Source organism: Actinokineospora globicatena (assembly GCF_024171945.1).
GTDB classification, from domain to species: domain Bacteria; phylum Actinomycetota; class Actinomycetes; order Mycobacteriales; family Pseudonocardiaceae; genus Actinokineospora; species Actinokineospora globicatena.
This window is the reverse complement of the sequence record NZ_JAMTCR010000002.1, coordinates 505,022-526,392: the sequence shown is the minus strand read 5'-3', so window position 1 is coordinate 526,392 and position 21,371 is coordinate 505,022. Positions and strand designations below refer to the sequence as shown.

The following is a 21,371-nucleotide window of genomic DNA, read 5'->3' as shown; positions in this document are numbered from 1 at the left end:
GAGGTTCACGACGTGCTGCTGGAGCACCGGTTCACCGTCCCGGCCCCGCTACCGGAGGTCTGGGCGGCGCTGCTCGACCCGCACCGGGTGGCGCCCTGCATGCCGGGCGCCACCCTCACCGAGGTCATCGGCGACGCCTTCACCGGCACCGTCAAGGTCAAGGTCGGCCCGATCTCCCTGCTGTACAAGGGCAACGGGCAGTTCCTGGAGCGCGACGAGCGGATGCGCAGGCTCGTCATCAAGGCCTCCGGCAAGGACTCCCGGGGCAACGGCACCGCCGCGGCGACGGTCACCGTCACCCTCACCGCCGAGGGAGACAGCACCAGCGGCACGGTCAACACCGACCTCGCGATCACCGGGAAACCGGCCCAGTTCGGCCGCGGCCTGATCGCCGAGGTGGGCGGCAAGATCCTCACCGTCTTCGCGGACTGCCTCGCCGACAAGCTCGCCGCACCCCCGGCCGCCGACGTCCCCGCCCCGATCGGGTCGGTCCAGGCCGGTTCCGCCACCGAGGGGTTGGCCGAACCGGACCGGACCGATCCGGCGGTCGGCCCACCGGATGAGCCCGCTGAGACCGCGGATTCCGCGACTGCCGAGGACACCCCGGCGGTCGGGCCACCCGACCGGCCTGCCGAAGCCGCGGCGGCTGAGGAACCGCGGACTGGTGAGCCAGAGCCGGTCGCCGGGGCGGGGCAGCGCCCGCTCCGGGTCGTCCCCGAGGCGGAACCGGTCGACCTGCTGGAGCTGGCGGGGCCGTCGGTCGCGAAACGGGCGGTCCCGGTGCTGGCCGCGGTGGTCGCGCTGGTGCTCGTCCTGCTGATCAGGAGGAGGTGGCGCTGAGGGCCTGCTCTGGCGCGGAATCCGGGGCCACTAGGGTTGGGTCGCAGCGACCGCTGCGGGTTGGGCCTGGTCAACGGGAGTGCGTGTGCGGGACATCGCGTTGTTCGGTGGGAGTGCGCATCCGGCGTTGTCGGCGGAGATCTCCGAACACCTCGGGGTACCGCTGCACCCGGTGCGGGTCCAGCGGTTCGCCAACGACTGCCTCGAGGTGCAGCTGCAGGCCAACTGCCGCGAGCGCGACGTCTACCTGATCCAACCGCTCGTGCAACCGGTCCAGGAGAACCTGGTCGAGCTGCTGCTGATGATCGACGCGGCGCGCGGGGCGTCGGCGCGGCGGATCACCGTCGTGATGCCGCACTACGCCTACGCGCGGTCGGACAAGAAGGACGCGCCGCGCATCTCCATCGGCGGCAGGCTGGTCGCGGACCTGATGGTCGCCGCCGGTGCCGACCGGGTGCTGACCATGACCCTGCACTCGCCGCAGGTGCACGGGTTCTTCAGCGTCCCCGTCGACCACCTGCACGCGCTGCGCGAGCTGGCGGGCCACTTCCGCAACCTCGACCTGTCGAACACCACCGTCGTGTCGCCGGACCTGGGCAACGCCAAGGAGGCGGCCCGGTTCTCGCGGCTGCTCGGCGTGCCGGTCGCCGCGGGCGCCAAGCAGCGCTTCGCCGACGACCGGGTGGCGATCTCCTCGGTGATCGGCGACGTCGACGGCCGCGACATCATCGTGCTCGACGACGAGATCGCCAAGGGCAGCACCGTGATCGAGCTGCTCGCCCGGCTGCGCGAGCACAACGTGCGGTCGGTGCGGGTGGCCTGCACGCACGGGCTGTTCGCCTCCGGCGCGCTCAAGCGCATCGGCGACCAGTCGGAGGTCGTGGAGATCGTGTGCACCAACACGGTCCCGATCCACGAGCGGTCCGACAAGCTCACCGTGCTGTCGATCGCGCCCGCGCTCGCCGAGGCGGTGCGGCGCATCCACAACGGCGAGTCCGTCAGCGCGCTCTTCGATGCCCCATGAGGTGGTTGCCCGCCGTCGCCTGCGCCGCGCTGGTGGCCGCGTGCAGCGGTAACCCGACCGTCGGCGAGGTCCCGGACGACCCGCAGCGGACCACCACGACCCCGGTCGCGCCACCGACCACCCCGTCGACCCCCGGGTTCACGCTGATCGCGGGCGGCGACGTGCTGATCCACCCCGCGCTCACCGAGCAGGCCACCACCGACGGCGGCGGCAAGCGCGACTACGCCCCGCTGCTCGCCGGGATCAAGCCGGTCATCGAGGCCGCGGACGTCGCCGTGTGCCACCTGGAGGTGCCGATCGCGGGCCCCAACGGCCCGTTCCGCGGCTACCCGAAGTTCAGCGCGCCGCCCGAGGTCGTCACCGCCCTCGCGGCGACCGGGTTCGACACCTGCTCCACCGCGTCCAACCACACCCTCGACCAGGGCCCCGCCGGTCTGACCAGCACCCTGGACGCGCTGGACGCCGCCAAGATCACCCACACCGGCGCCGCCCGCACCGCCGACGAGGCCGCCCGCCCGCTGATCCGCGACGTCGCCGGGGTCAAGGTCGGCTTCGTGTCCTTCACCTTCGGCCTCAACCAGGGCACCGCGCGCCCGGCCGGGTCACCGTGGATGACCAACATCCTCACCCCGGACGCGGTCCGCGCCGCCGCCCGCGCGGCCAAGTCGGCGGGCGCCGAGGTCGTGGTCGCCAGCCTGCACTGGGGCGTCGAGGGCCAGCACGACCCCAGCGCCGACCAGGTCCGCACCGCCAAGGCCGTCCTCGCCGACTCCGCCGTCGACCTGATCATCGGCCACCACGCCCACGTCGTGCAGCCCTTCGAACGCGTCGACGGCAAGTGGGTCACCTACGGCCTCGGCAACATGGTCGCCAAGCACGAGGAACCCAAGGGCCCCACCGAGGAGGGCGCCCTCGCCCGCTTCCACTTCACCAAGTCCCCCACCGGCTGGACCGTCGACCGCGCGGAATACCTGCCCATCCTCACCGACCTGGGCCCACCCATCCGCCTCCGCGACCTCACCACCGACCCGCAAACCCCACCCACCCGCAAATCCCAAGCCCTAACCCGCACCGACGAGGTAGTCCTGAGCCGCGCCGCCGCCACCGCAGGCCTCACCCGCCCCTAGCTCTTCTGTCCACTATGGACTCGTGCGGCGTCCGCTCGCCCCTGGATGATCACCCACAATCCGACTTGCCGCCGCTGCCCATCCCCGCACCGGCAGTCACACCCCTGACCAGGCGATCTGCCATTGCCCGCCTCCCCGATTTCCCTCTTATGGGGTACAGAAGTTATCCACATGTGGATCTCCACGGGGCCTGTTTCAAGATCGCCCGTCGGTGCCCCCCGGTAGACTGGACCTGGGCCGCCCCCCGGAGAGGGTGGGGGCCGGGCTGGGGTGGGACCGTGCGCGGGCGCGAAGCGGCGTTGGTGGGTAAGAGGCGCGGAGCGGCCCGGTGGGGCGGGTAGGGCTAGAGGCCTCTGCGGCTGGGGTTTGGCGGAGCCATAAGTGTGGGCGGAGCCGTAGGAGCAGGTGGAGCGGTTGGGCGGAGCCGCAGGGGTTGCGCGGTGGGGTTGGGGGAGCCGTAGGCGCGGGCGGGGCGGCTTGGGTTGGGTGGTGCGGTTGTCGGGGGCGAGGACTGTACGGGGCCGCTGGGGTTGTGCGGTTTGGCCGAAGGGCAAGGACTCCGCAGGGCCGCTGGGGTGGGCGAAGCCTTAAGAGCTGGTGGATCCGTAGGGGCTGTGCGGAGCCGTAAGAGTGGGTGGAGTCGCGGGGCTTGGTGGGTGCCGGAGGGGCAGGCGGACTTGGTGAGTCCGTTCGGGGTGCGGGAGTTGGTGGGTTCGGAGTCGCTTGGGGCGCGGTAGGGGCGGACGTGGGTGGGGGTGATCCCGAGTGGGTGTCCATTGGGGAATGGGGTTGTGGGCGGGGAACTGATCGGATTGGTTCGGGGGAGTTGGGTGGGGAGGCGGGTTCGGGCGGCAGGGTGGGTGGGGAAGGGAGGACTGGATGATCTCGGCGCTCACTCGGTTGGTTGATCTTGTGGAGGCGGGGCTCGGGGAGGATGTCGACGTCGCTGGGGTGGCTCGGGGGGAGGGGACTACGGAGTACCACTTGCGGCGGATGTTCTCTTCGTTGGCGGGGATGCCGTTGTCGGAGTACGTGCGCAGGCGGCGGATGACGGTCGCGGCTGCGGATGTGGTTCGGCGGCAGGGGGATCTGTTGAGCATCGCCGTGCGGTACGGGTATTCGTCCACTGAGGCGTTCGGGCGGGCGTTTCGTGCCGTGCACGGGATCGGGCCGAGTGCCGCGCGCCGGGATGGTGGTCCTCTTCGGACACAACCGAAGGTCAGGTTTCGGCTGACCGTTGAAGGGAGCACTCCCATGGACACCCGCATCGCTGAGCGGTCCGCGTTCCGGTTGGTGGGGCACGCCGCGCGTGTGCCGTTGGTCCACCGCGGCGTCAACCCGCACATCCTGGCGCACATCACCGCGCTGCCGCCGGAAGCGCACGTGCGGCTCAAGGCCCTGGCCGACACCGAGCCGCCCGGGTTGTTGCAGGTCAGTGCCGACGTCGACCCGGACGCCACGGAGGGCAGTGAGCTGACCTACCTGCACGGCGTCGCGATCTCCCAGGACACCCCCGTGCCCGACGACCTCGACGCCATCGCGGTCCCGGCGGGTACCTGGGCGGTGTTCCGCTCCGAAGGGCCGTATCCCGAGGCGCTGCAGAACACCTGGGCCGCGACCGCCACCGAGTGGTTCCCCGCCAACCCGTGGCGGCTACGACCGGGCCCGTCGATCCTCACGGTCCTGGAACGCTCGGAAGACACCGCCACCTGCGAGCTGTGGCTCCCGGTGGAACCGGTCTAGCCGCTCAGCGCCGTCACCCGGCCCAGGCGCGAGAGCCAGCGGTCCCGGGTGCGCGGGTCGGCCTCGGTGAGCGCGTCCGGGGCCGGGGCGGTCCGGGGGACGGGCAGCCAGCCGTTGTTCGGCCGGAACGGGTGCGTCACGGCGTCGGTGGTGAGCAGTGACAGAGTGCCCAGCCCGCACGCGTAGTCGAGCGTCGGGAGGGCACCGGCGAGGGCGAGCCCCGCCGCGATGCCGATGCTGGTCTCCAGGGCCGAGGACACCACGCACGGCAGACCGGCGGACTCGGCGACCGCGAGCGCCCGCCGGACCCCGCCCAGCGGCGCGACCTTGAGCACCGCGATGTCCGCCGCACCGGCGACCGCCACCCGCAACGGGTCCTCCGCGCGGCGGATCGACTCGTCGGCGGCGATGCGGACGTCCACCCGGCGGCGGACGGCGGCGAGTTCCTCGATGGTGCGGCACGGCTGCTCGACGTACTCGAGCCCGCCTGCCGCCCGGTCGAGCGCGGTGATCGCCGCAACAGCGCGGTCGACGTCCCACGCCCCGTTCGCGTCGACCCGCACCTGGCCGGACGGACCGAGGGCGTCGCGCACGGCGGCGACCCGCTCGACGTCTTGTCCCAAGGTCGATCCCGGGTCGGCGACCTTCACCTTCGCCGTGGTGCACCCGGACGCGCGGACGATCTCGGCCGCGCGCTCCGGGGACACCACCGGCACCGTCGCGTTCACCGGGATGAGGTCGCGCACCGGCGCTGGCCAGCCGTGCTCGGCGGCCTCCAGCGCGCTCTTGAGCCAGGGCACCGCCTCGGTGTCGGTGTAGTCGGCGAACGGGCAGAACTCGCCCCAGCCCGCGTCGCCGCGCAGCAGCAGCCCCTCGCGCACCGTGATGCCGCGGAACGAGGTGTGCATCGGGATCGCGTAGACACGCGTTTGCTCTGCGAACACCCCTGCATCGTCGCAGAACACCCGGTGTGGCCGCTGGGGGAAGGGCCGGACCGTAGGGTGGTGGCATGCGCAGCTTGGACGTGGTGGCCGGGTGGCCGGTGGACAACGCGGCCGCCGCGGTGGTGTCGGCCGACGGCACTGTGCTGGGCAGCACAGGCGACCAGGGCCGCCGGTTCCCGCTCGCGTCGGTGACCAAGCCGCTGACCGCCTACGCGGTGCTCGTCGCCGTCGAGGAGGGCGCCCTGGAGTGGGACCAGCCCGCCGGTCCGGCGACCGTGCGGCACCTCATCGCGCACACCTCCGGCCTCGCCTTCGACTCCGACACCCAGCAGGCCGAGCCGGGTGCTCGGCGCATCTACTCCAACACCGGCTTCCACATGCTCGCCGAGGCCGTCCACGAGGCCACCGGCATCCCGTTCGACCGCTACCTCGCCGAGGCGGTGTTCCAGCCGCTGGGCATGGCCGACTCCGCGCTGGAGGGCCAGGCGGGCGCGGGTGCGGTGTCCACCTGCGCCGACCTGACCAGGTTCGCCGCCGAGCTCCAGGCCCCGACGCTGGTCGCCGAGGAGACCCTCGCCGAGGCCACCACCGTCGCCTTCCCCGGCCTCAACGGGGTGCTCCCCGGCTACGGCATGCAGAAGCCCAACGACTGGGGCCTCGGCTTCGAGCTGCGCGACGGCAAGGCGCCGCACTGGACCGGGCAGCGCAGCTCGCCGCGCACCTTCGGCCACTTCGGCCAGTCCGGCACCTTCCTGTGGGTCGACCCCGACGCCGGGGTGGCCTGCGTCGCGCTGACCGACCGGCCCTTCGGCGAGTGGGCCGTCCAGGCGTGGCCGCCGTTCACCGACGGGGTGCTCGCCGAGCTTGCCTAGGCCTGGCTACGGGATCGGCGGCCCGAGCAGGTCGTCGGCGTCGCAGATCCGGTACGCGTAGCCCTGCTCGGCCAGGAACCGCTGCCGGTGCGCCGCGTACTCGGTGTCCAGGGTGTCCCTGGCGACCACGGAGTAGAAGTGCGCCTGCCGCCCGTCGCCCTTGGGCCGCAGCAGCCGACCGAGCCGCTGCGCCTCCTCCTGCCGGGACCCGAACGTGCCGGACACCTGCACCGCCACCGAGGCCTCCGGCAGGTCGATGGAGAAGTTCGCCACCTTCGACACCACCAGCGTGCGCAGCTCGCCCCGGCGGAACGCGTCGAACAGCTCCTCGCGCTCCTTGTTCTTGGTCGCGCCCTGGATGACCGGGGCGTCGAGCGCCACCCCGAGCTCGTCGAGCTGGTCGAGGTAGGCGCCGATCACCAGGGTCGGCTCGCCGGGGTGCCGGTCCAGGATCGACTGGACCACCGGGATCTTCGTGCGGGCCGTCGAGCACAGCTTGTACCGGGTGTCGGCCTCGGCGGTCGCGTACTCCAGCCGCTCGTTGTCGGTGAGCGTCACCCGCACCTCGGTGCACTCGGCTGGCGCGATCCAGCCCTGCTGCTCGATGTCGCGCCACGGCACGTCGTAGCGCTTCGGGCCGATGAGCGAGAACACGTCGCCCTCCCGGCCGTCCTCGCGCACCAGGGTCGCGGTCAGCCCGAGGCGGCGCCGCGACTGCAGGTCGGCGGTCATCCGGAACACCGGCGCGGGCAGCAGGTGCACCTCGTCGTAGACCACCAGGCCCCAGTCCCGGGAGTCGAACAGCTCCAGGTGCCGGTACTCGCCGCCGGACTTGCGGGTGATCACCTGGTAGGTGGCGATGGTGATCGGCCGGATCTCCTTGCGCTCGCCGGAGTACTCGCCGATCTCCTCCTCGGTCAGCGACGTGCGCGCGATCAGCTCGCGCTTCCACTGCCTGCCCGCCACCGTGTTGGTCACCAGGATCAGCGTCGTGGCCTGCGCCAGCGCCATCGCGGCCGCGCCGACCAGGGTCTTGCCCGCGCCGCAGGGCAGCACGACCACACCGGAGCCGCCCGCCCAGAACGACTCGGCGGCCATCCGCTGGTAGTCGCGCAGCTGCCAGCCCTCCTCGTGCAGCGCGATCGGGTGCGCCTCGCCGTCGACGTACCCGGCGAAGTCCTCGGCGGGCCAGCCGACCTTGAGCAGCGCCTGCTTGAGGCGGCCGCGCTCACTCGGGTGCACGACCACGTTGTCCTGGTCGATGCGGGCGCCGAGCATCGGGTTGATCTTCTTGTTGCGCAGCACCTCCTCCAGCACCGCGCGGTCGGTGGAGGTCATCACCAGCCCGTGCGCCGGGTGGTTGGCCAGCGACAGCCTGCCGAAGCGGGCCATGGTGTCGACGACGTCGATCAGCAGCGGTTGCGGCACCGGGTAGCGCGAGTAGGTCGACAGCGCGTCGACCACCTGCTCGGCGTCGTGACCAGCGGCGCGGGCGTTCCACAACGCCAGCGGGGTGATCCGGTAGGTGTGCACGTGCTCAGGGGCGCGCTCCAGTTCCGCGAACGGCGCGATGGCGGTCCGCGCGTCGCCCGCGCTGGGGTGGTCGATCTCCAACAGCAGGGTCTTGTCTGATTGCACGATCAGCGGGCCGTCGGTCACCCGTCCAGTGTCGCAAACCCGGCGCGGTCGCACGGGCCGGGCACAGTTCGGTAACCGGCGGGACCACGGGCTGTGCGCCCCGGATACCGTCCACGCCCACCAGCACCCGGTGCCGAGCACCCGCCCCCACCCCGCAAAGGCAACGCATGAGCAAGCCCGACGGGCCGGACACCCCGGCCGAGCAGCCCACCCCAGAGGCCGATGAGCGGCCGTTGGACTTCCTGGACGGGAAGGTCGAGCCCGCGGGCCCCCGGCGGCACAGGATGTTGCCGCTGTGGGCGGTCGCGATCATCGCGGTGCTCATCGCGGGGGTCGGTTTCGTCGTCTTCCGCTACGTGCTCGCCGACGACGCCCCCGCGGAGTGCGCGACGGTCACCGGGGCGGGTGACACGGCCACGGTCGAGCCGGTCAGCTGCGCCGACACCGCGGCGTTCCGCATCGCGAGCCGCAAGGACCTGTCCGCGGCGGGCTGCGCCGAGGGCGCCTACCGGGAGATGCGCACCGACAAGGAACTGCTCTGCCTGATGCCCAACTTCGTCAAGGGCAACTGCTACGTGCCCGACGACCCGAACCAGGCCTTCAAGGTCGGCCCGTGCGACTCGCCCGACGCGATCAAGGTCGTCGACGAGCTGCGCGACACCTCGGACCCGTCGCCGTGTCCTAATGGGAACGGTCTGGGTTACCCCGAGCCCGCGGTTGTGTTCTGCTTGGAGACACCCAACACGACCGGTTCGTGACGAAGCGTGACGTTTAGTCCGGATGTGGGGTTTGCGTTACGTCCATTCGAGCGACGCGCTACATTGCACCGCCGCACCGAGCGTATCCCAAGGGGGGATGGTGTCGGCTTTGTCGCTTTCCAACGCCATTGAGGTGCACGATGTCCAACCCGCAGCAGCCGGGCCAGTTCCCTCCGCCGCAGGGCGGCCCCAACCAGCCCTTCCAGCAGGGGCCGGGAACTCCGCCGGGGGGTCAGCCCTACCCGCAGCAGGGCCCTGGCACGCCGCCCGGTGGCCAGCCGTACCCGCAGCAGGGTCCCGGAACGCCGCCCGGTGGGCAGGCCTACCCGCAGGGTCCCGGCACCCCGCCCGGCGGCCAGCAGCTCCCGCCGCAGCCCGGCTACGGCCAGGCCCCGCCGCCCCCGCACGGCCAGCAGCCGGTCGGCTTCCCGGCGGCCCCGCCGCAGGTCGACCCGCCCGCCAAGCGCGGCAGCGGCAAGAAGATCTTCCGCATCGTCGTGCTGCTGGTCGCGGTGGTCGGCATCGGCATCGCGGCCTTCGCCTACTTCACCAAGTCGGCGGCGACCGCCTCGGTCGGTGACTGCATCAAGGTCAACAAGGACACCTCCGACGACGCCGATGTCGAGAAGATCGACTGCGCCAGCCAGGAGGCGGTGTTCAAGGTCGGCAAGAAGCTCGACAGCGGCGCGGCGACCTGCCCGAGCGAGAGCGACTACCTCGAGTACGAGGAGTCCTCGCGGCGCGGCAACAGCGGTGGCTTCTCGCTGTGCCTGGTGCTCAACGTCAAGAAGGGCGACTGCCTGTCCGACCTGGACAGCCCGGCCAAGACCAAGAAGATCGCCTGCGGCACGCACCAGATCGAGATCCTCGACGTCGTCGACGGCAAGGTCGACGAGGCGGCGTGCGGCGAGGACGCGAACCTGAACTTCAAGTACGACGAGCCGAAGCTGACCATCTGCACGAAGGCTTCCGCGTAGTACCAGGGGTTTGACGCGAAGAGGGTCCCACCGGGCGGTTCCGGTGGGACCCTCTTCGTCGCCCTGTCCTCAGCGGACGCTCACGGGGCCGCCCTGCAGCAGACCGGCGACCTTGGCCCGCAGCTCGACGAAGTCCTCGCTGGCCCGGGTGCCGATCTGGTCGCGCACCGGTCCGAGCGGCACGTCCAGGTGCGCCACCACGGTCGCCGGGGACTTCGACAGCACCAGCACCCGGTCGCCCAGGTAGACGCTCTCGTCGATGTCGTGGGTGACCAGCAGGACGGTCGTGTCCTGCTCCCGGCGGATGCGCAGCAGCAGGTCCTCGAGCTCGAACCGGGTCTGCGCGTCGACCGACGCGAACGGCTCGTCCATCAGCAGCAGCGACGGCCGGTAGGCCAACGCGCGCGCGATGGCCACGCGCTGCTGCATGCCGCCGGAGAGCTGCCACGGGTACTTCTTGCCCGCCGCGGCCAGTCCGACCGCCGCGAGGGCCTCCACGGCCCTCGCTTCGCGTTCCGTGCGCGACAACGACCGCAGTGGGAACTCGACGTTGCGGGTCACCGACAACCACGGGAACAACGAGCGGCTGTAGTCCTGGAAGACCACGGCCAGGTCCCGGGGAACACCGTCGACCTTGGTGCCGTGCAGGCTCACCGTGCCCCTGGAGGGGCGGATCAGCCCGGCGATCGTGCGCAGCAGCGTCGACTTACCGCAGCCGGACGGTCCAACCACACACACGAGTTCGCCTGCGCCGACGGTGAAGTCGAGTCCATCGATCGCGGTGTGCGAGCCGTCCTTGCCCTTGTAGGTGTGGCCGAGCCCGTCGACCTCCAACATGTTCACGTCAGCCTCCGGTGGCGAGCGCCTGCGTCTCGAGCGAGTGCCGCGGTTGCCAGGCAAGCGCGCGCCGCTCAAGCGCCAGGAGCACGGTGTTGAACAGGTAGCCGAGCACGCCGAGCAGCACGATCCAGGCCCACATGGCGGTGGGCTCGTAGTCGCGCTGGGCCCGCACCAGCTGGTTGCCGATGCCGTTGGCCGAGCCGACCAACTCGGAGATGACCATCAGGATCAGCGCGATGGACAGGCTCAGCCGCAGGCCCGCGAACACCTTGGGCAGCGCCGAGGGCAGCACCACCCCGAGCGTCCACTGGGTGCGGGAGAGCCGGAACACCCTGGCGGTCTCGACCTTGGTCGCGTCGACGCCGCGCGCCCCGTCGACGGTGTTGAGCAGCACCGGCCAGATCGCGCCGAACACGATCGTCGGGAACTGCATGTTCGTGGTGCCGACCGCGGCGACGAAGAACGGCACCAGCAGCGGCGGCGGGATCGAGCGCAGGAAGTTGAAGACCGCGCCCAGGTAGGCCATCGCGTGCCGGGACCGGCCGAGCAGGATGCCGAACGCGACGCCGATGACGCCCGCCAGCGCCCAGCCGCCGAGCATCCGGCCGACGCCGGGCACGATGTGCTTGCCGAACGCCGACGAGAACCACAGGTCCTTCGCGGTCAGCGCGATCTCCGACGGCGGCGGGAAGAAGAAGCTCATGGCCGCGCCGCTCGCCTCGGCCAGCTGCGTCACCAGCTCCCACAGCGCGACCGCGGCGACGAACACCACCCAGCGCTGGGCGGTCCTGGTGAACCGGTTCACTCGGCGTCACCCCGCGGCTGGCTCCAGGCGAACGCCCTGCGGTGCAACCACTCCAGGCCCGCGTTGGCGCCGTAGCCGACCAGTCCGGCCAGGACGGTGCCCGCCAGCACGGTGTCCATGTTGAACCCGCCGCCGCTGGCGACGTTGACCACCTGGCCGAGCCCGATGGTGCCACCGGAGAACAGCTCGGTGCTGATCACCACCGCGAGCGCGATGGCGAACGAGAGCCGGACCCCGGTGAGCACGAACGGCGCGGCGCTGGGCAGGGCGACCCGGCGCAGCAGGCCGAGCCGACCGGTGCCGAACGCGCGCGCCGTCTCCACGTGCAGCGGGTCGACCTCGTCGAGGGCGTACATGGTGTTGAACAGGATCGGCCACAGCGCCCCGTACACCGCGAGGGTGATCTTGGTGTCCGGGCCGGTGCCGAAGGTCAGCAGGGCGAGCGGGATCAGCGCGACCGACGGGATCGGCCGCAGGAACTCGACCAGCGTCATCACGGCCCTGCGGACCGGGGGGACGCTGCCGAGGACGAGTCCGGCCGGGACCGCGATCAGGACCGCGATCACCAGCGCGAGCAGGGTGGCCACCAGCGTGGCGACCACCGCTCTGACGAACGCCGGGTCGCCGAGCAGGGTGACCATCTTCGGTAGCACCACGCTCGGCGGGCGAAGGTAGTAGCCCGGAACGAGATCGGTCCGGCTGGCGACTTCCCAGATCGCGAAGAAGCCGGCCAGACCGATCAGGCTCGCGGGAACTCGGGGAGCTCCACTCACGGTGTGCCTCGGCCCCCGGAGGGGACCCGCCTCCAGACCTACTTGTTGCTGGTGGAGCTGGGGATCATCGTGGACACGTCCAGGTTGCCCTTGATCACGCCGAACTCCGACATCAGGTTGGCGACCCGCTGGATGCGGTTGGCCTCGAGCGAGGTCGAGTACGTCGCGATGGTCACCAGCTGGGCGGTCTCCTGGTCGATCTTGGCGTACTTGACGAACATCGGCTCGACCTTGGTGCGGTCGGTCGCCTCGGCTTGCGCCTTGGCCAGCGCGCGCTGGAAGGCGGCGACGGTGTTCGGGCTGGTGGTGGCGAACTTGCCGGAGCCGCCGATGGCGACGTAGCCCGACATCGGCATCTCCGCGGTGGGGCCGGACGCGCCGTCGAAGACCGGGACCGCGCCCAGCTTCTTCATCGCGGTGGTCACCCACGGCTCCACGACGACCGCGCCGTCGACCTCGCCGCGCTCCATCGCCGGGATCATCTCGGCGAAGCTCATCTCGCGCCACTCGACCTGGGTGTAGTCGACGCCCTGGGTCTTGAGCACCGACATCGGGGCCAGGTCGGTCATGGTGTTGCGGGCGGTGATGGCGATCTTCTTGCCCGGCGCGTCGGTCGGCTTCTTCAGCGGCGAGTTCGGCGGCGCGACGACCACGATGTGACCGGGCTTGGCGGTCAGCGCGTCGGCGACGATCTTGAACTCGGCGATCTTCTTGCTCTGCGCGAGCAGCGGCGCCGGGTAGGACGAGAAGGCGATGTCGACGTCCCCGCTGAGCACGGCGGCGATGGAGGCCGCGCCGGAGGCCATGACGACCGGCTCGACGTCGAGGCCCTGCTCCTTGAAGTAGCCCTGCTCGATCGCCCGGTAGAACGGCGCGACGTCGACGACGGGCAGGACGCCGACCTTGACCTTGGCCTTCTCCACCCCGCCGGTGCTGCCCGTGGACCCCGAGCTGCTGGTGGTGTCGTCGCCGCCGAGGAGGCCGCACCCGCTGAGCGTGGCGAGGACGGTCATGGCGAGAACGGCGATCGGCAGGCGGACACCAGCGGTCCGTCTGGTGGCAACGCGTCGAAGCATTTGGAGCCTCTCCTCGTAGGAGGTCGGTTTTTGTCGAGGTGGGCGCGAGTCCCCCTGCGGCACCAAGGACGCACTCTAGAGACAGCGGGGTGCGGGTCACAATGAGTGCGCACAGGATGCCTTGCGGTGAACTCTCTCACTGATTCGGGCGGCCCTGTTGAGCCAAGTGGGGGAACTCTCTAGGCACCCTGACCTGGGGTTTACCGTCCGTAGCCGTGCCCGCAAGTGGGTGGTGATTACTCATCCATATGGGCGATGGTGAACGTAGGGAAAACCACCACTACATCACGCTGGTGAAATGTTGTCCGTGCTAACTATCCGATACGGCCTGTGATGATGCCCTGGAAGGGTTACATCGTGCCGGAGACTTCGCTACCTTCTGTGTCCACAGTGAGGCGCTCAACCGAGCGGTAGGGATGAGCGGCCGCCATGCCCGGCGAGTAACGTTGGACCGCCCCGGTCCGACATCTTGCGGGCAGCCGCGTCCGCCAGAGCGTCCGCGACGAGCCGCGTCCTCCACTGGGGTAGGTGTCCGTTAGAGCAAGGCCTGCTGGATAACGGGCTACTTGGCTCAGATGCAGGGAGAGTGCTGGCAGTGCCCGACCACACCACTGGGGTGGGTTCAGGCCCAGGGAAAGACGGTGGTGCCGCCGTGTCAGAACCAGACGGCAGTAATGAGGTGGTGGCCGCGAACCCGAGGCCCTCAGGTCGCAAGACCGTGGAGGGTGGCTCGCGGTGGCGGCTGCGCAACTGGCGGCTGCGCACGAAGCTGGTCGCCGTCCTCCTCGTCCCGGTCATCACCGCGGTCGCCCTCGGTGTGCTGCGCGCGACCAACGAGCTCGACCGCGCCGAGACCTTCGACCAAGCGGCCATCGCGGTGACCGCGACCCTGGACGTGACCGCGCTCGTGCACGAGATGCAGAGCGAGCGCAACGTCATGGTCGCCTACGTCGCAGGCGGCCGCGCCGGGGACATCTCCCAGGTCCAGGGCCAGATGCAGAAGACCAACGCCACGCTGACCCGGCTCAACCAGGCCGTGGCCAAGGTCTCCACCGACAACGGCCAGCTGCTCGACACCCTGAGCGACCGGCTCTCCGCCGTGGAGGCCGTCCGCTCGGCCGCGATGAACAGCAAGTACCCGGACGTCGGCGTCTACCAGTCCTACACCTCGCTGCTGGAGGCCGTGCTCTCCGCGGGCTCCGAGTTCACCGCCTCGCTGGCCCAGCCCGAGATCGCCCGGCTGGCCGCCGCCTCGCTGAGCATCGTGGAGGCCAAGGAGTTCCTCGGCCGCCAGAACTCGATCCTGATGATCGCGGGCGCCCGCAACGGCTTCCCCTCGAGCATGCTCGACCAAGCCCGCGCCGCCGAGGCCAGCTACAACGCCTCCATCGCCAACTTCCGGTCCAACGCCGACGTCAACGAGGCGCAGTTCTTCTCCGACACGTTCTCCGGCGCCGAGGTCGACGACCGGGAGCGGATCAAGCAGACCGCCTTCGTGCACGCCGACCAGGGCGTGCCCAACCTGGGCATCGAGATGGACCGGCTGGTGGTGGACTCCAAGGCCACCGCGACCGCGCTGCAGAAGGTCGAGGTGACGCTGCTGGGCAAGCTGCGCACCCTGGCCAGCCAGTCCGCCGACGCGGCCAAGACCAACGCCTGGCGCGACGCGGTCATCGTGCTCATCGCGATCCTGCTCGCCCTGATCGTCACCTTCATCGTCGCCCGCTCGCTGCTGGTGCCGCTGCGCGTGCTGCGCCGCGACGCACTCGACGTGGCGAACCGGCGGCTGCCGGAGACGGTGCAGCGCATCCTCGCCGACCCCGACCCGGTCGAGGCGTCGAAGAACGCGGTGGAGCCGGTGCCGGTGTTCACCCGCGAGGAGACCGGCCAGCTGGCCCGCTCCTTCGACGCGGTGCACGACCAGGCGGTCCGGATGGCGACCGAGCAGGCGCTGCTGCGCGACAACATCAACTCGATCTTCGTCAACCTGTCCCGCCGGTCGCAGACCCTCGTCGAGCGCCAGCTCTCGCTCATCGACCGGCTCGAGCAGGACGAGCAGGACCCCGACCAGCTCGCCAGCCTCTTCGAGCTCGACCACCTCGCCACCCGCATGCGGCGCAACTCCGAGTCGCTGCTGGTGCTCTCCGGCTCCGGCCTGTCCCGCCAGCTCTCCCGCCCGGTCCCCGCGGCCGAGGTCGTCGGCGCGGCGGTCTCCGAGGTCGAGCAGTACGCCCGCATCGAGGTGCTCTCCGCCCCCGAGGTGTCGGTGCAGGGCCGCGCGGTCTCCGACCTCGTGCACCTCATCGCCGAGCTGCTCGACAACGCGACCTCGTTCTCCGAGCCGGAGAAGAAGGTCTACGTGCGGATGGCGGTCACCCGCAAGAAGGAACTGGCGATCCAGATCACCGACTCCGGCGTCGGCATGAACGACGAGGAGATCGAGACCGCCAACTCGCGGCTCGCCGACCCGCCGGACATCGACGTCGCGGTGACCCGCCGGATGGGCCTCTACGTGGTCGCGCGGCTGGCCAAGCGGCACGACATCAAGGTCCGGCTGCGCGACAACGAGGACATCGAGGGCGGTCTGATCGCCAGGATCACCGTCCCGGCGAACCTCGTGCAGACCTCCGGCTCGGCCCAGCCGACCAGCATCGTGGCGCAGACCCCCAGCCTCGGCGACACCGCGGCCAAGGCCAGCGGCATCGCCGGTGCCTTCACCGGCAGCATGCCGCGCACCCGGCCGGAGACCGCGGGACCGCTCAGCGAGTCCCTGGTCGACCGCCCGGCCGAAGAGGTCGCCGGGTACCCGGCGTTCGACCCGGCGTCGTTCGCCAGCAGCGGCAACCCCGAGGACACCGGCGGCTGGGGTCCCCCCGCCTCGCCGGAGGAGATCCGGTCCCGGCTCAACGGCCACCTGGTCGACAACCAGGTCACCGGCTCGCTGTTCGGCCTGCCGCTGCCCGAGCCGACCGACCCGCCCGCCGACGCCCCGCGCAACGGCACCGGCCGCTACCACCCGGTCAGCGAGCCGGAGCGGGTCGTGGACGCCCCGACCGAGCGGCTGCCGATCTACGAGGCCGTCCTCTCCCAGTGGTTCGAGGCAGGTGACACCGGGTCCACCCCGGTCACCACCGCCGCCGAGCCCGAGGTCGAGGTCGACGCCGAACCCGAGCCCGACCACCAGGTCGAGGTGGAGGTCGAACCGCTCACCGAGGTGCACGCCCCGGTCGAGGTCGACCACCACGAAGAACTCGCCGCCACCCCGGAACCCGCGCACTCCCGCGCGGACGCCTGGCACTCGCCCGGCGACGACGGCTGGCAGCGGGCGCGTGCCCTGCTCGACACCACAGCGGACACCACCACGACGGCGGGCCTGCCCAAGCGCGTCCCCAAGGCGCACCTGGTGCCCGGATCGGCCGCACCGAGGGAGACCACGGCGGAACAACCGGCCGTGCCCGCGCTGCCCCCACGTACGGCCGACGCCGTCCGCGGTCGCATGTCCCAGTTCCAGCAGGGGGTCCGTCGGGGCAGGCATGCCCTCATCGACGCCTACGCTGGTGACCAGACCGGTTCAGACGAGAGCCGCCAAGACGAGGAGCAGGAGTGACAACCGCGTCCGTACACCAGCCCGGTAGCTTCGGGTGGCTCATCACCGACTTTGTCCGCCAGGTGCCCGGCGTCGCGCACGCCGTGGTGGTGTCCGCCGACGGGTTGCTGCTGGCGGGCTCGCAGGGCCTGCCCCGCGACCGCGCCGAGCAGCTGTCCGCGGTCGCGTCCGGCCTGGTCAGCCTCACCGCTGGCGCCGCGCGGTGCTTCGAGGCAGGCGGGGTGAACCAGACCGTGGTCGAGATGGACCGCGGCTACCTGTTCCTCATGTCGATCTCCGACGGCTCCTGCCTCGCGGTGCTCGCGGCGCCGAACTGCGACATCGGCCTGGTCGCCTACGAGATGACCCTGCTGGTCGAGCGGGTCGGCCAGCAGATGACGCCCGAGCTGCGCGCGCAGCTTCAGGGCTCGCAGCGCAGGTAAGAGCGGGCACACGGCGGGGTGAGGACGCGATGAGCACGGGCCGCAGACCCACTGGCAGGCGCACCGAGGACGACTTCTCCTACCGGGACCTGTTCGAACCGGACGCTGCCTTCGGCGCGGCCGAGGGCGAACACCCCAGGGACCAGCTGGTGGACGAGCCGGAGCGGAGGCTTGCCGACATGTCGGAACGAGGGTGGGACGACCTGTCCGAACCCGGGCTCGGTGAGCCGCCGAACCGGTTCGACATCGACGGGTTCCGGGCCAGGCTCTTCGGTGGCCCCAGCGCGACCCTCTACGGTGACCCGGGCATCCCGTCGCAGTCGGACTGGGACAGCAAGGAGATCCCCGCGGTCGCCGACCTGGAGCCCGAGCCGGACCCGGCCGAGCTCGCCCCGCACGAGACCGGGTCGCTGGTCCGCCCGTACACCAAGACCGGTGGGCGGACCCGCTCCGACTACGATCTCGCGATCGAGGCACTGGTCTCCACCAGTGACCGCGGCAAGTTGCCGGACGCGGCGGTCCGACCGGAGCACAGGTCCATCTGCGGCCTGTGCCTGGACACCAGGTCCGTCGCCGAGGTCGCCGCGCACCTGCGGCTGCCACTGGGGGTAGCCAGGGTGCTCATCGGGGACATGGCGGGCATGGGCCTCGTCTCGATCCACCAGAGCGGCATGGTCGTGGGTGACCGGCCGTCGATCGAATTCATGGAAAGGGTGCTCAGTGGGCTCCGCAGGCTCTAGTCCTCTCAGCGCGCGCGGCGCTTCCCCCCAGCCGACCACCTCGGCGAAGATCGTCGTCGCCGGTGGCTTCGGTGTGGGCAAGACGACCCTGGTCGGGTCCGTCTCGGAGATCGTCCCGCTGACCACCGAGGCCGTCATGACCGAGGCCAGCGTGGACGTCGACGACCTGTCGTCGACCCCGAACAAGGTGACCACCACGGTCGCGATGGACTTCGGCCGCGTGTCGCTGGACTCCGACCTGATCCTCTACCTGTTCGGCACCCCGGGCCAGCACCGCTTCTGGTTCATGTGGGACGACCTGGTCCGCGGCGCCATCGGCGCCATCGTCCTGGTCGACACCCGCCGCCTCGCCGACGCGTTCGCCTCGATCGACTTCTTCGAGGACCGCGGCCTCCCGTACGTGATCGCCCTCAACTGCTTCGACCGCGTCCTGCACCACCGCATCGAAGACGTCCGCGAGGCCCTCACCGTCGAACCCAACGTCCCCATCGTCACCACCGACGCCCGCGACCGCGACTCCACCAAGGAAACCCTCATCACCCTGGTCGAGCACGCCATGCACCAACGCATGTCCCGCGCCGTCTGACCCTTGTTGTTCCGTGGAGGCCTCCGGTGGTTGCCGGGGGCCTTCTCGTTTTTCCCCTCTTACGGGGTACAGAAGTTGTCCACATGTGGATCTCCACGGGGGCGCTTTCAAGATCCACTGTCGGGGGGTCCCGGTAGACTGACCCTGGGACGCCCCCCGGAGAGGGTGGGGGCCGGGCTCGGGGCTTTCGCGCGCGCGAGGTGGTGGCGGGCGGGGTGGGAGCGGGGGTTCGGCGGGGTGGGGTTTGGTCCTGTGTGGATGCTTGGGGGAGTGCGGGCGCCGGGGTGGGGAGTCCGGTGTGGACTGTGGTCAGGGCTTGTGTTCGACCAGGTCGGCGCGGGTGATGCGGTGTAGGGGGATTCTGGTGGGGGAGTTGGTGTCGGGGTCGGTGCCCTCCAGGACGCCGCCGCCGATTCGGGTGGGGACGAGGATGCGTTCGCTGGCCACGCCGTTGGCGTCGACCATGCCGACCCAGACGGTGTGCTGGGCGTGCACGGCCTGCTGGAGCAGGGCGAGGGTGTCGGCGGTGTTCGTGCTCGACGCGGTGACGGAGCGGCCGCGTTTGCTGTCGGCGGCCCGGTCACCGGCGCGCATGCTGTGCACGATGTCGCTGAGCTGGTCGTCGTCCGGGGCCTTGCTGGCGACCCGCCGCACGGCGCGGACCGCGGCCTGCACGCGTCTGCCGGTCGGGCGCAGGTCGACCACCTGGCCCTCGCTGTCCTCCGCGGCGGGCGTGAACCCCGCGGCGCGCAGCTCGTCGAGGATCTCCAGCAGTGGCACCGGGCTGACCAGCACCGTGGGCGCGATCTTGCGCAACCGCAGCGCCGCCGCCGCCGGGCTCGCCGCGACTTCCGCGATCAGCGCAGGGTCGTCGCAACGCAGGAACGACGCGGTAGCGCCACCTCGCAGCCGTCCGTGCCGCCGGGCCACGTCGTCGATCATGTAGGTCAGCGACTGCGGCACCGGGGTCCTGGAGTGCGCGCGGAACAGTTCGTGCAGGTCGCTCGCGGTCTGACCCGCGTCGAGCGCGCGCCGCAGCGACGTCTCACTCACCCGGTAGACGGTGGCGCTACCCGCTGACTCGACGTCGGCGACCTGGTTGACCTGCGCGGCGAGGTGCGGCTCCAGCGGACCGGGCGCGACGACGGTCAGGTCTGCCTGCACCAGCACGTGGTCGATCGGCTCCGGCATCGCCTCGGCCATCCGCTTCGCCGCGGCCGCCGTGCCCTCCTCGACGAGCGTGCGACCCGCCCCACCCAACGCCCCGTGCGCGACAACGCCGATCGCCGTCGCCTCCTCAAGCGTCCAGCGGACGATCTCGTCCCGCAGCCGCCCACCCCGCCGCGGCGCGCGCCACGCCAGCAAGGCCGCGAGCTCGTCCACGTCGGCGATCCCGGTGCCCGGCTTCAGATCGGCCAACGCGTGCAGCACCCGTGCGCGCTCCAGCGGTGCGACCGGACGGCGCAGGTCCTCCGACAGCGGCGCCAGCAACCGCTCCTTCGCGTCCCGCAGGCCACCGATCCCTGGCAGGCGCGGCAGGTCGAGCCACGCGGCGGCGAGAGTCGCCCACTGGTTCGCCGGGCTCGCCACCAGCCACGTGTCGGCGTGCGTGGTCGGCAGGTACTCCGGTGTCGTCGCCTCGTTGTCCACAACCAGCGACGCCGCGACCGCGACCTCCACCAGCAGCACCCCGTGCCGCTCGCTGACGTCCAGCGCCTTGGTCAGCTTCCGCAGGTCCCGCACGCCCAGCCCACCGGACTTGAGGACCGGCGCGGGTTCCTCGGACCACATTCGCAGCAGGGTGTGCGTGTGCCGCAAGAACTCCAGCGCCGCGCCCGCCGCCGTCGAGTCGACTGCCTTGTGCGCCTTGGTCTTCGGCTTGGGTTCGTCGACGACCACCAGCGCAGCCGGTCGCACGACCAGCCCGACCTGCCTCGGCAGCTCGACGGTCGTCGCGTCGACCCTGGTCAGCAGCTCACGCGCGAGCAGCCGCTGGATCGGGGTGCGCGCCTGGTCGAGCGGGAGCACGGCGGCCGCGTCCCGGGTGTTGCCGATCGGACCGTTGCTCGCGAGCCGCTCCAGCACGTCCCGCTCGTCAACGGGCAGGGCCGCCACCGCCGCGGCCACATCCACGTCGTCGAGCGCGGGGGAGGGGCGGCCCAACCCGGTCGGGAACAGCCCACCGGCTTCCCGCGCGGCGGGCACGAGCGAGATCTCCTTGTCCTCACCCCAGGCGATCGCCAACCGCCGCAACTGGCCCACGGCCGCCTTGACCCGCTGGGCGGGCGCGTCCAGGTCGACCACCGAGATCGGCACCGGCCCCCGGTCCGCCCCGGCGGCGAGCAACGCGTCCAGCACCGCGAGGGTGAAGGTGTCGAGCCCCTCGGCGACCCTGGCGACCGAGGCCCTGGTCGCCGCGCGGGCCGCGAGCACCCCGGTATTGGCCGGTCGGGGCGTGGCGAGATCAGGCCGTGCCCGCAACACGGCGGCGAGCGCCTCGTCGTCCCGAGCGCGGAGCCAGTCGGTGAGCGTGGTGCCGGACACCCTGACCACGGTATACGGCACCGCCGTCCAGTAACCTCAGCAGGCGAGCACTTTC

General features: G+C 71.2%; 18 protein-coding genes and 1 pseudogene. 12 read left to right on the top strand and 7 right to left on the bottom strand.

All coding sequences use genetic code 11. From position 1 onward, the window contains the following. Window positions 1-12: 12 nt before the first annotated feature. From LV79_RS02480 to LV79_RS02460, 5 genes and pseudogenes are all read left to right on the top strand, one after another. The gene (locus LV79_RS02480; protein WP_253831590.1) at window positions 13-840 is read left to right on the top strand and encodes an SRPBCC family protein; all 828 of its coding nucleotides are present in this window, start codon (window positions 13-15) and stop codon (window positions 838-840) included. Window positions 841-925: 85 nt separating this feature from the next. After that, entirely contained in the window at window positions 926-1,864 is a 939-nt protein-coding gene (locus tag LV79_RS02475; RefSeq protein ID WP_253831588.1) for a ribose-phosphate diphosphokinase, read from the top strand. Then, window positions 1,861-2,991 carry a CapA family protein gene (locus tag LV79_RS02470; RefSeq protein WP_253831586.1) on the top strand — a complete coding sequence of 377 codons (1,131 nt, stop codon included), beginning with the start codon at window positions 1,861-1,863 and terminating at the stop codon, window positions 2,989-2,991. The genes LV79_RS02475 and LV79_RS02470 overlap by 4 nt, the downstream gene beginning before the upstream one ends. An 879-nt stretch (window positions 2,992-3,870) precedes the next feature. Next, window positions 3,871-4,167, top strand: a pseudogene (locus LV79_RS33675) (helix-turn-helix transcriptional regulator); the annotation flags it as partial. A gap of 78 nt (window positions 4,168-4,245) precedes the next feature. Next, window positions 4,246-4,734 (top strand): GyrI-like domain-containing protein, encoded by a 489-nt coding sequence (locus tag LV79_RS02460; protein WP_253835704.1) that lies wholly within the window; start codon window positions 4,246-4,248, stop codon window positions 4,732-4,734. Here the strand turns inward: LV79_RS02460 and LV79_RS02455 are convergent. After that, window positions 4,731-5,678 (bottom strand): o-succinylbenzoate synthase, encoded by a 948-nt coding sequence (locus tag LV79_RS02455; protein ID WP_285469858.1) that lies wholly within the window; start codon window positions 5,676-5,678, stop codon window positions 4,731-4,733. The genes LV79_RS02460 and LV79_RS02455 overlap by 4 nt on opposite strands. Window positions 5,679-5,743: 65 nt before the next feature. Between LV79_RS02455 and LV79_RS02450 the strand changes: the two genes are divergently transcribed. After that, window positions 5,744-6,550 (top strand): serine hydrolase domain-containing protein, encoded by an 807-nt coding sequence (locus LV79_RS02450; protein ID WP_253831584.1) that lies wholly within the window; start codon window positions 5,744-5,746, stop codon window positions 6,548-6,550. 6 nt (window positions 6,551-6,556) lie between these two features. On the opposite strand, the gene LV79_RS02445 is transcribed toward LV79_RS02450, so the two are convergent. Then, entirely contained in the window at window positions 6,557-8,209 is a 1,653-nt protein-coding gene (locus LV79_RS02445) for a DNA repair helicase XPB (RefSeq protein WP_253831582.1), read from the bottom strand. Window positions 8,210-8,355: 146 nt separating this feature from the next. Between LV79_RS02445 and LV79_RS02440 the strand changes: the two genes are divergently transcribed. Then, window positions 8,356-8,946: an LppU/SCO3897 family protein gene (locus LV79_RS02440; RefSeq protein ID WP_253831580.1), complete on the top strand. Its 591-nt coding sequence runs from the start codon at window positions 8,356-8,358 to the stop codon at window positions 8,944-8,946. Between the two features lie 140 nt (window positions 8,947-9,086). Then, on the top strand, window positions 9,087-9,923 hold the full coding sequence (locus tag LV79_RS02435; RefSeq protein WP_253831578.1) for an LppU/SCO3897 family protein: 837 nt from the start codon (window positions 9,087-9,089) through the stop codon (window positions 9,921-9,923). 69 nt (window positions 9,924-9,992) lie between these two features. On the opposite strand, the gene LV79_RS02430 is transcribed toward LV79_RS02435, so the two are convergent. The 4 genes from LV79_RS02430 to LV79_RS02415 form a co-directional block, all read right to left on the bottom strand. Beyond that, entirely contained in the window at window positions 9,993-10,760 is a 768-nt protein-coding gene (locus tag LV79_RS02430; RefSeq protein WP_253835699.1) for an ABC transporter ATP-binding protein, read from the bottom strand. Window positions 10,761-10,767: 7 nt separating this feature from the next. Next, window positions 10,768-11,568: an ABC transporter permease gene (locus LV79_RS02425; RefSeq protein ID WP_253831576.1), complete on the bottom strand. Its 801-nt coding sequence runs from the start codon at window positions 11,566-11,568 to the stop codon at window positions 10,768-10,770. Beyond that, on the bottom strand, window positions 11,565-12,224 hold the full coding sequence (locus LV79_RS02420) for an ABC transporter permease (RefSeq protein WP_253831574.1): 660 nt from the start codon (window positions 12,222-12,224) through the stop codon (window positions 11,565-11,567). The genes LV79_RS02425 and LV79_RS02420 overlap by 4 nt, the downstream gene beginning before the upstream one ends. Window positions 12,225-12,379: 155 nt before the next feature. Next, window positions 12,380-13,417 (bottom strand): ABC transporter substrate-binding protein, encoded by a 1,038-nt coding sequence (locus LV79_RS02415; protein ID WP_253831573.1) that lies wholly within the window; start codon window positions 13,415-13,417, stop codon window positions 12,380-12,382. Between the two features lie 652 nt (window positions 13,418-14,069). Here LV79_RS02415 and LV79_RS02410 point away from each other — a divergent pair. The 4 genes from LV79_RS02410 to LV79_RS02395 are packed head-to-tail and all read left to right on the top strand — an operon-like array spanning window position 14,070 to window position 18,772. Beyond that, on the top strand, window positions 14,070-17,024 hold the full coding sequence (locus LV79_RS02410) for a sensor histidine kinase (RefSeq protein ID WP_253831570.1): 2,955 nt from the start codon (window positions 14,070-14,072) through the stop codon (window positions 17,022-17,024). After that, window positions 17,021-17,446 carry a roadblock/LC7 domain-containing protein gene (locus LV79_RS02405; RefSeq protein WP_253831568.1) on the top strand — a complete coding sequence of 142 codons (426 nt, stop codon included), beginning with the start codon at window positions 17,021-17,023 and terminating at the stop codon, window positions 17,444-17,446. Before LV79_RS02410 ends, LV79_RS02405 begins: the two co-directional genes overlap by 4 nt. Before the next feature lie 29 nt (window positions 17,447-17,475). Further along, window positions 17,476-18,186, top strand: a complete 711-nt coding sequence (locus tag LV79_RS02400) for a DUF742 domain-containing protein (RefSeq protein ID WP_253831566.1) — start codon at window positions 17,476-17,478, stop codon at window positions 18,184-18,186. Beyond that, entirely contained in the window at window positions 18,167-18,772 is a 606-nt protein-coding gene (locus LV79_RS02395; protein WP_092779506.1) for a GTP-binding protein, read from the top strand. The genes LV79_RS02400 and LV79_RS02395 overlap by 20 nt, the downstream gene beginning before the upstream one ends. 309 nt (window positions 18,773-19,081) lie before the next feature. On the opposite strand, the gene LV79_RS02390 is transcribed toward LV79_RS02395, so the two are convergent. Continuing rightward, window positions 19,082-21,316 carry a helicase-associated domain-containing protein gene (locus LV79_RS02390; RefSeq protein ID WP_253831564.1) on the bottom strand — a complete coding sequence of 745 codons (2,235 nt, stop codon included), beginning with the start codon at window positions 21,314-21,316 and terminating at the stop codon, window positions 19,082-19,084. Window positions 21,317-21,371 lie beyond the last annotated feature (55 nt).

Coding starts and splice junctions, on each gene's coding strand:
- LV79_RS02430 (WP_253835699.1), bottom strand. CDS start 10,760: ATGTTGGAGGTCGACGGGCTCGGCCACACCTACAAGGGCAAGGACGGC.
- LV79_RS02440 (WP_253831580.1), top strand. CDS start 8,356: ATGAGCAAGCCCGACGGGCCGGACACCCCGGCCGAGCAGCCCACCCCA.
- LV79_RS02470 (WP_253831586.1), top strand. CDS start 1,861: ATGAGGTGGTTGCCCGCCGTCGCCTGCGCCGCGCTGGTGGCCGCGTGC.
- LV79_RS02415 (WP_253831573.1), bottom strand. CDS start 13,417: ATGCTTCGACGCGTTGCCACCAGACGGACCGCTGGTGTCCGCCTGCCG.
- LV79_RS02435 (WP_253831578.1), top strand. CDS start 9,087: ATGTCCAACCCGCAGCAGCCGGGCCAGTTCCCTCCGCCGCAGGGCGGC.
- LV79_RS02450 (WP_253831584.1), top strand. CDS start 5,744: ATGCGCAGCTTGGACGTGGTGGCCGGGTGGCCGGTGGACAACGCGGCC.
- LV79_RS02460 (WP_253835704.1), top strand. CDS start 4,246: ATGGACACCCGCATCGCTGAGCGGTCCGCGTTCCGGTTGGTGGGGCAC.
- LV79_RS02400 (WP_253831566.1), top strand. CDS start 17,476: ATGAGCACGGGCCGCAGACCCACTGGCAGGCGCACCGAGGACGACTTC.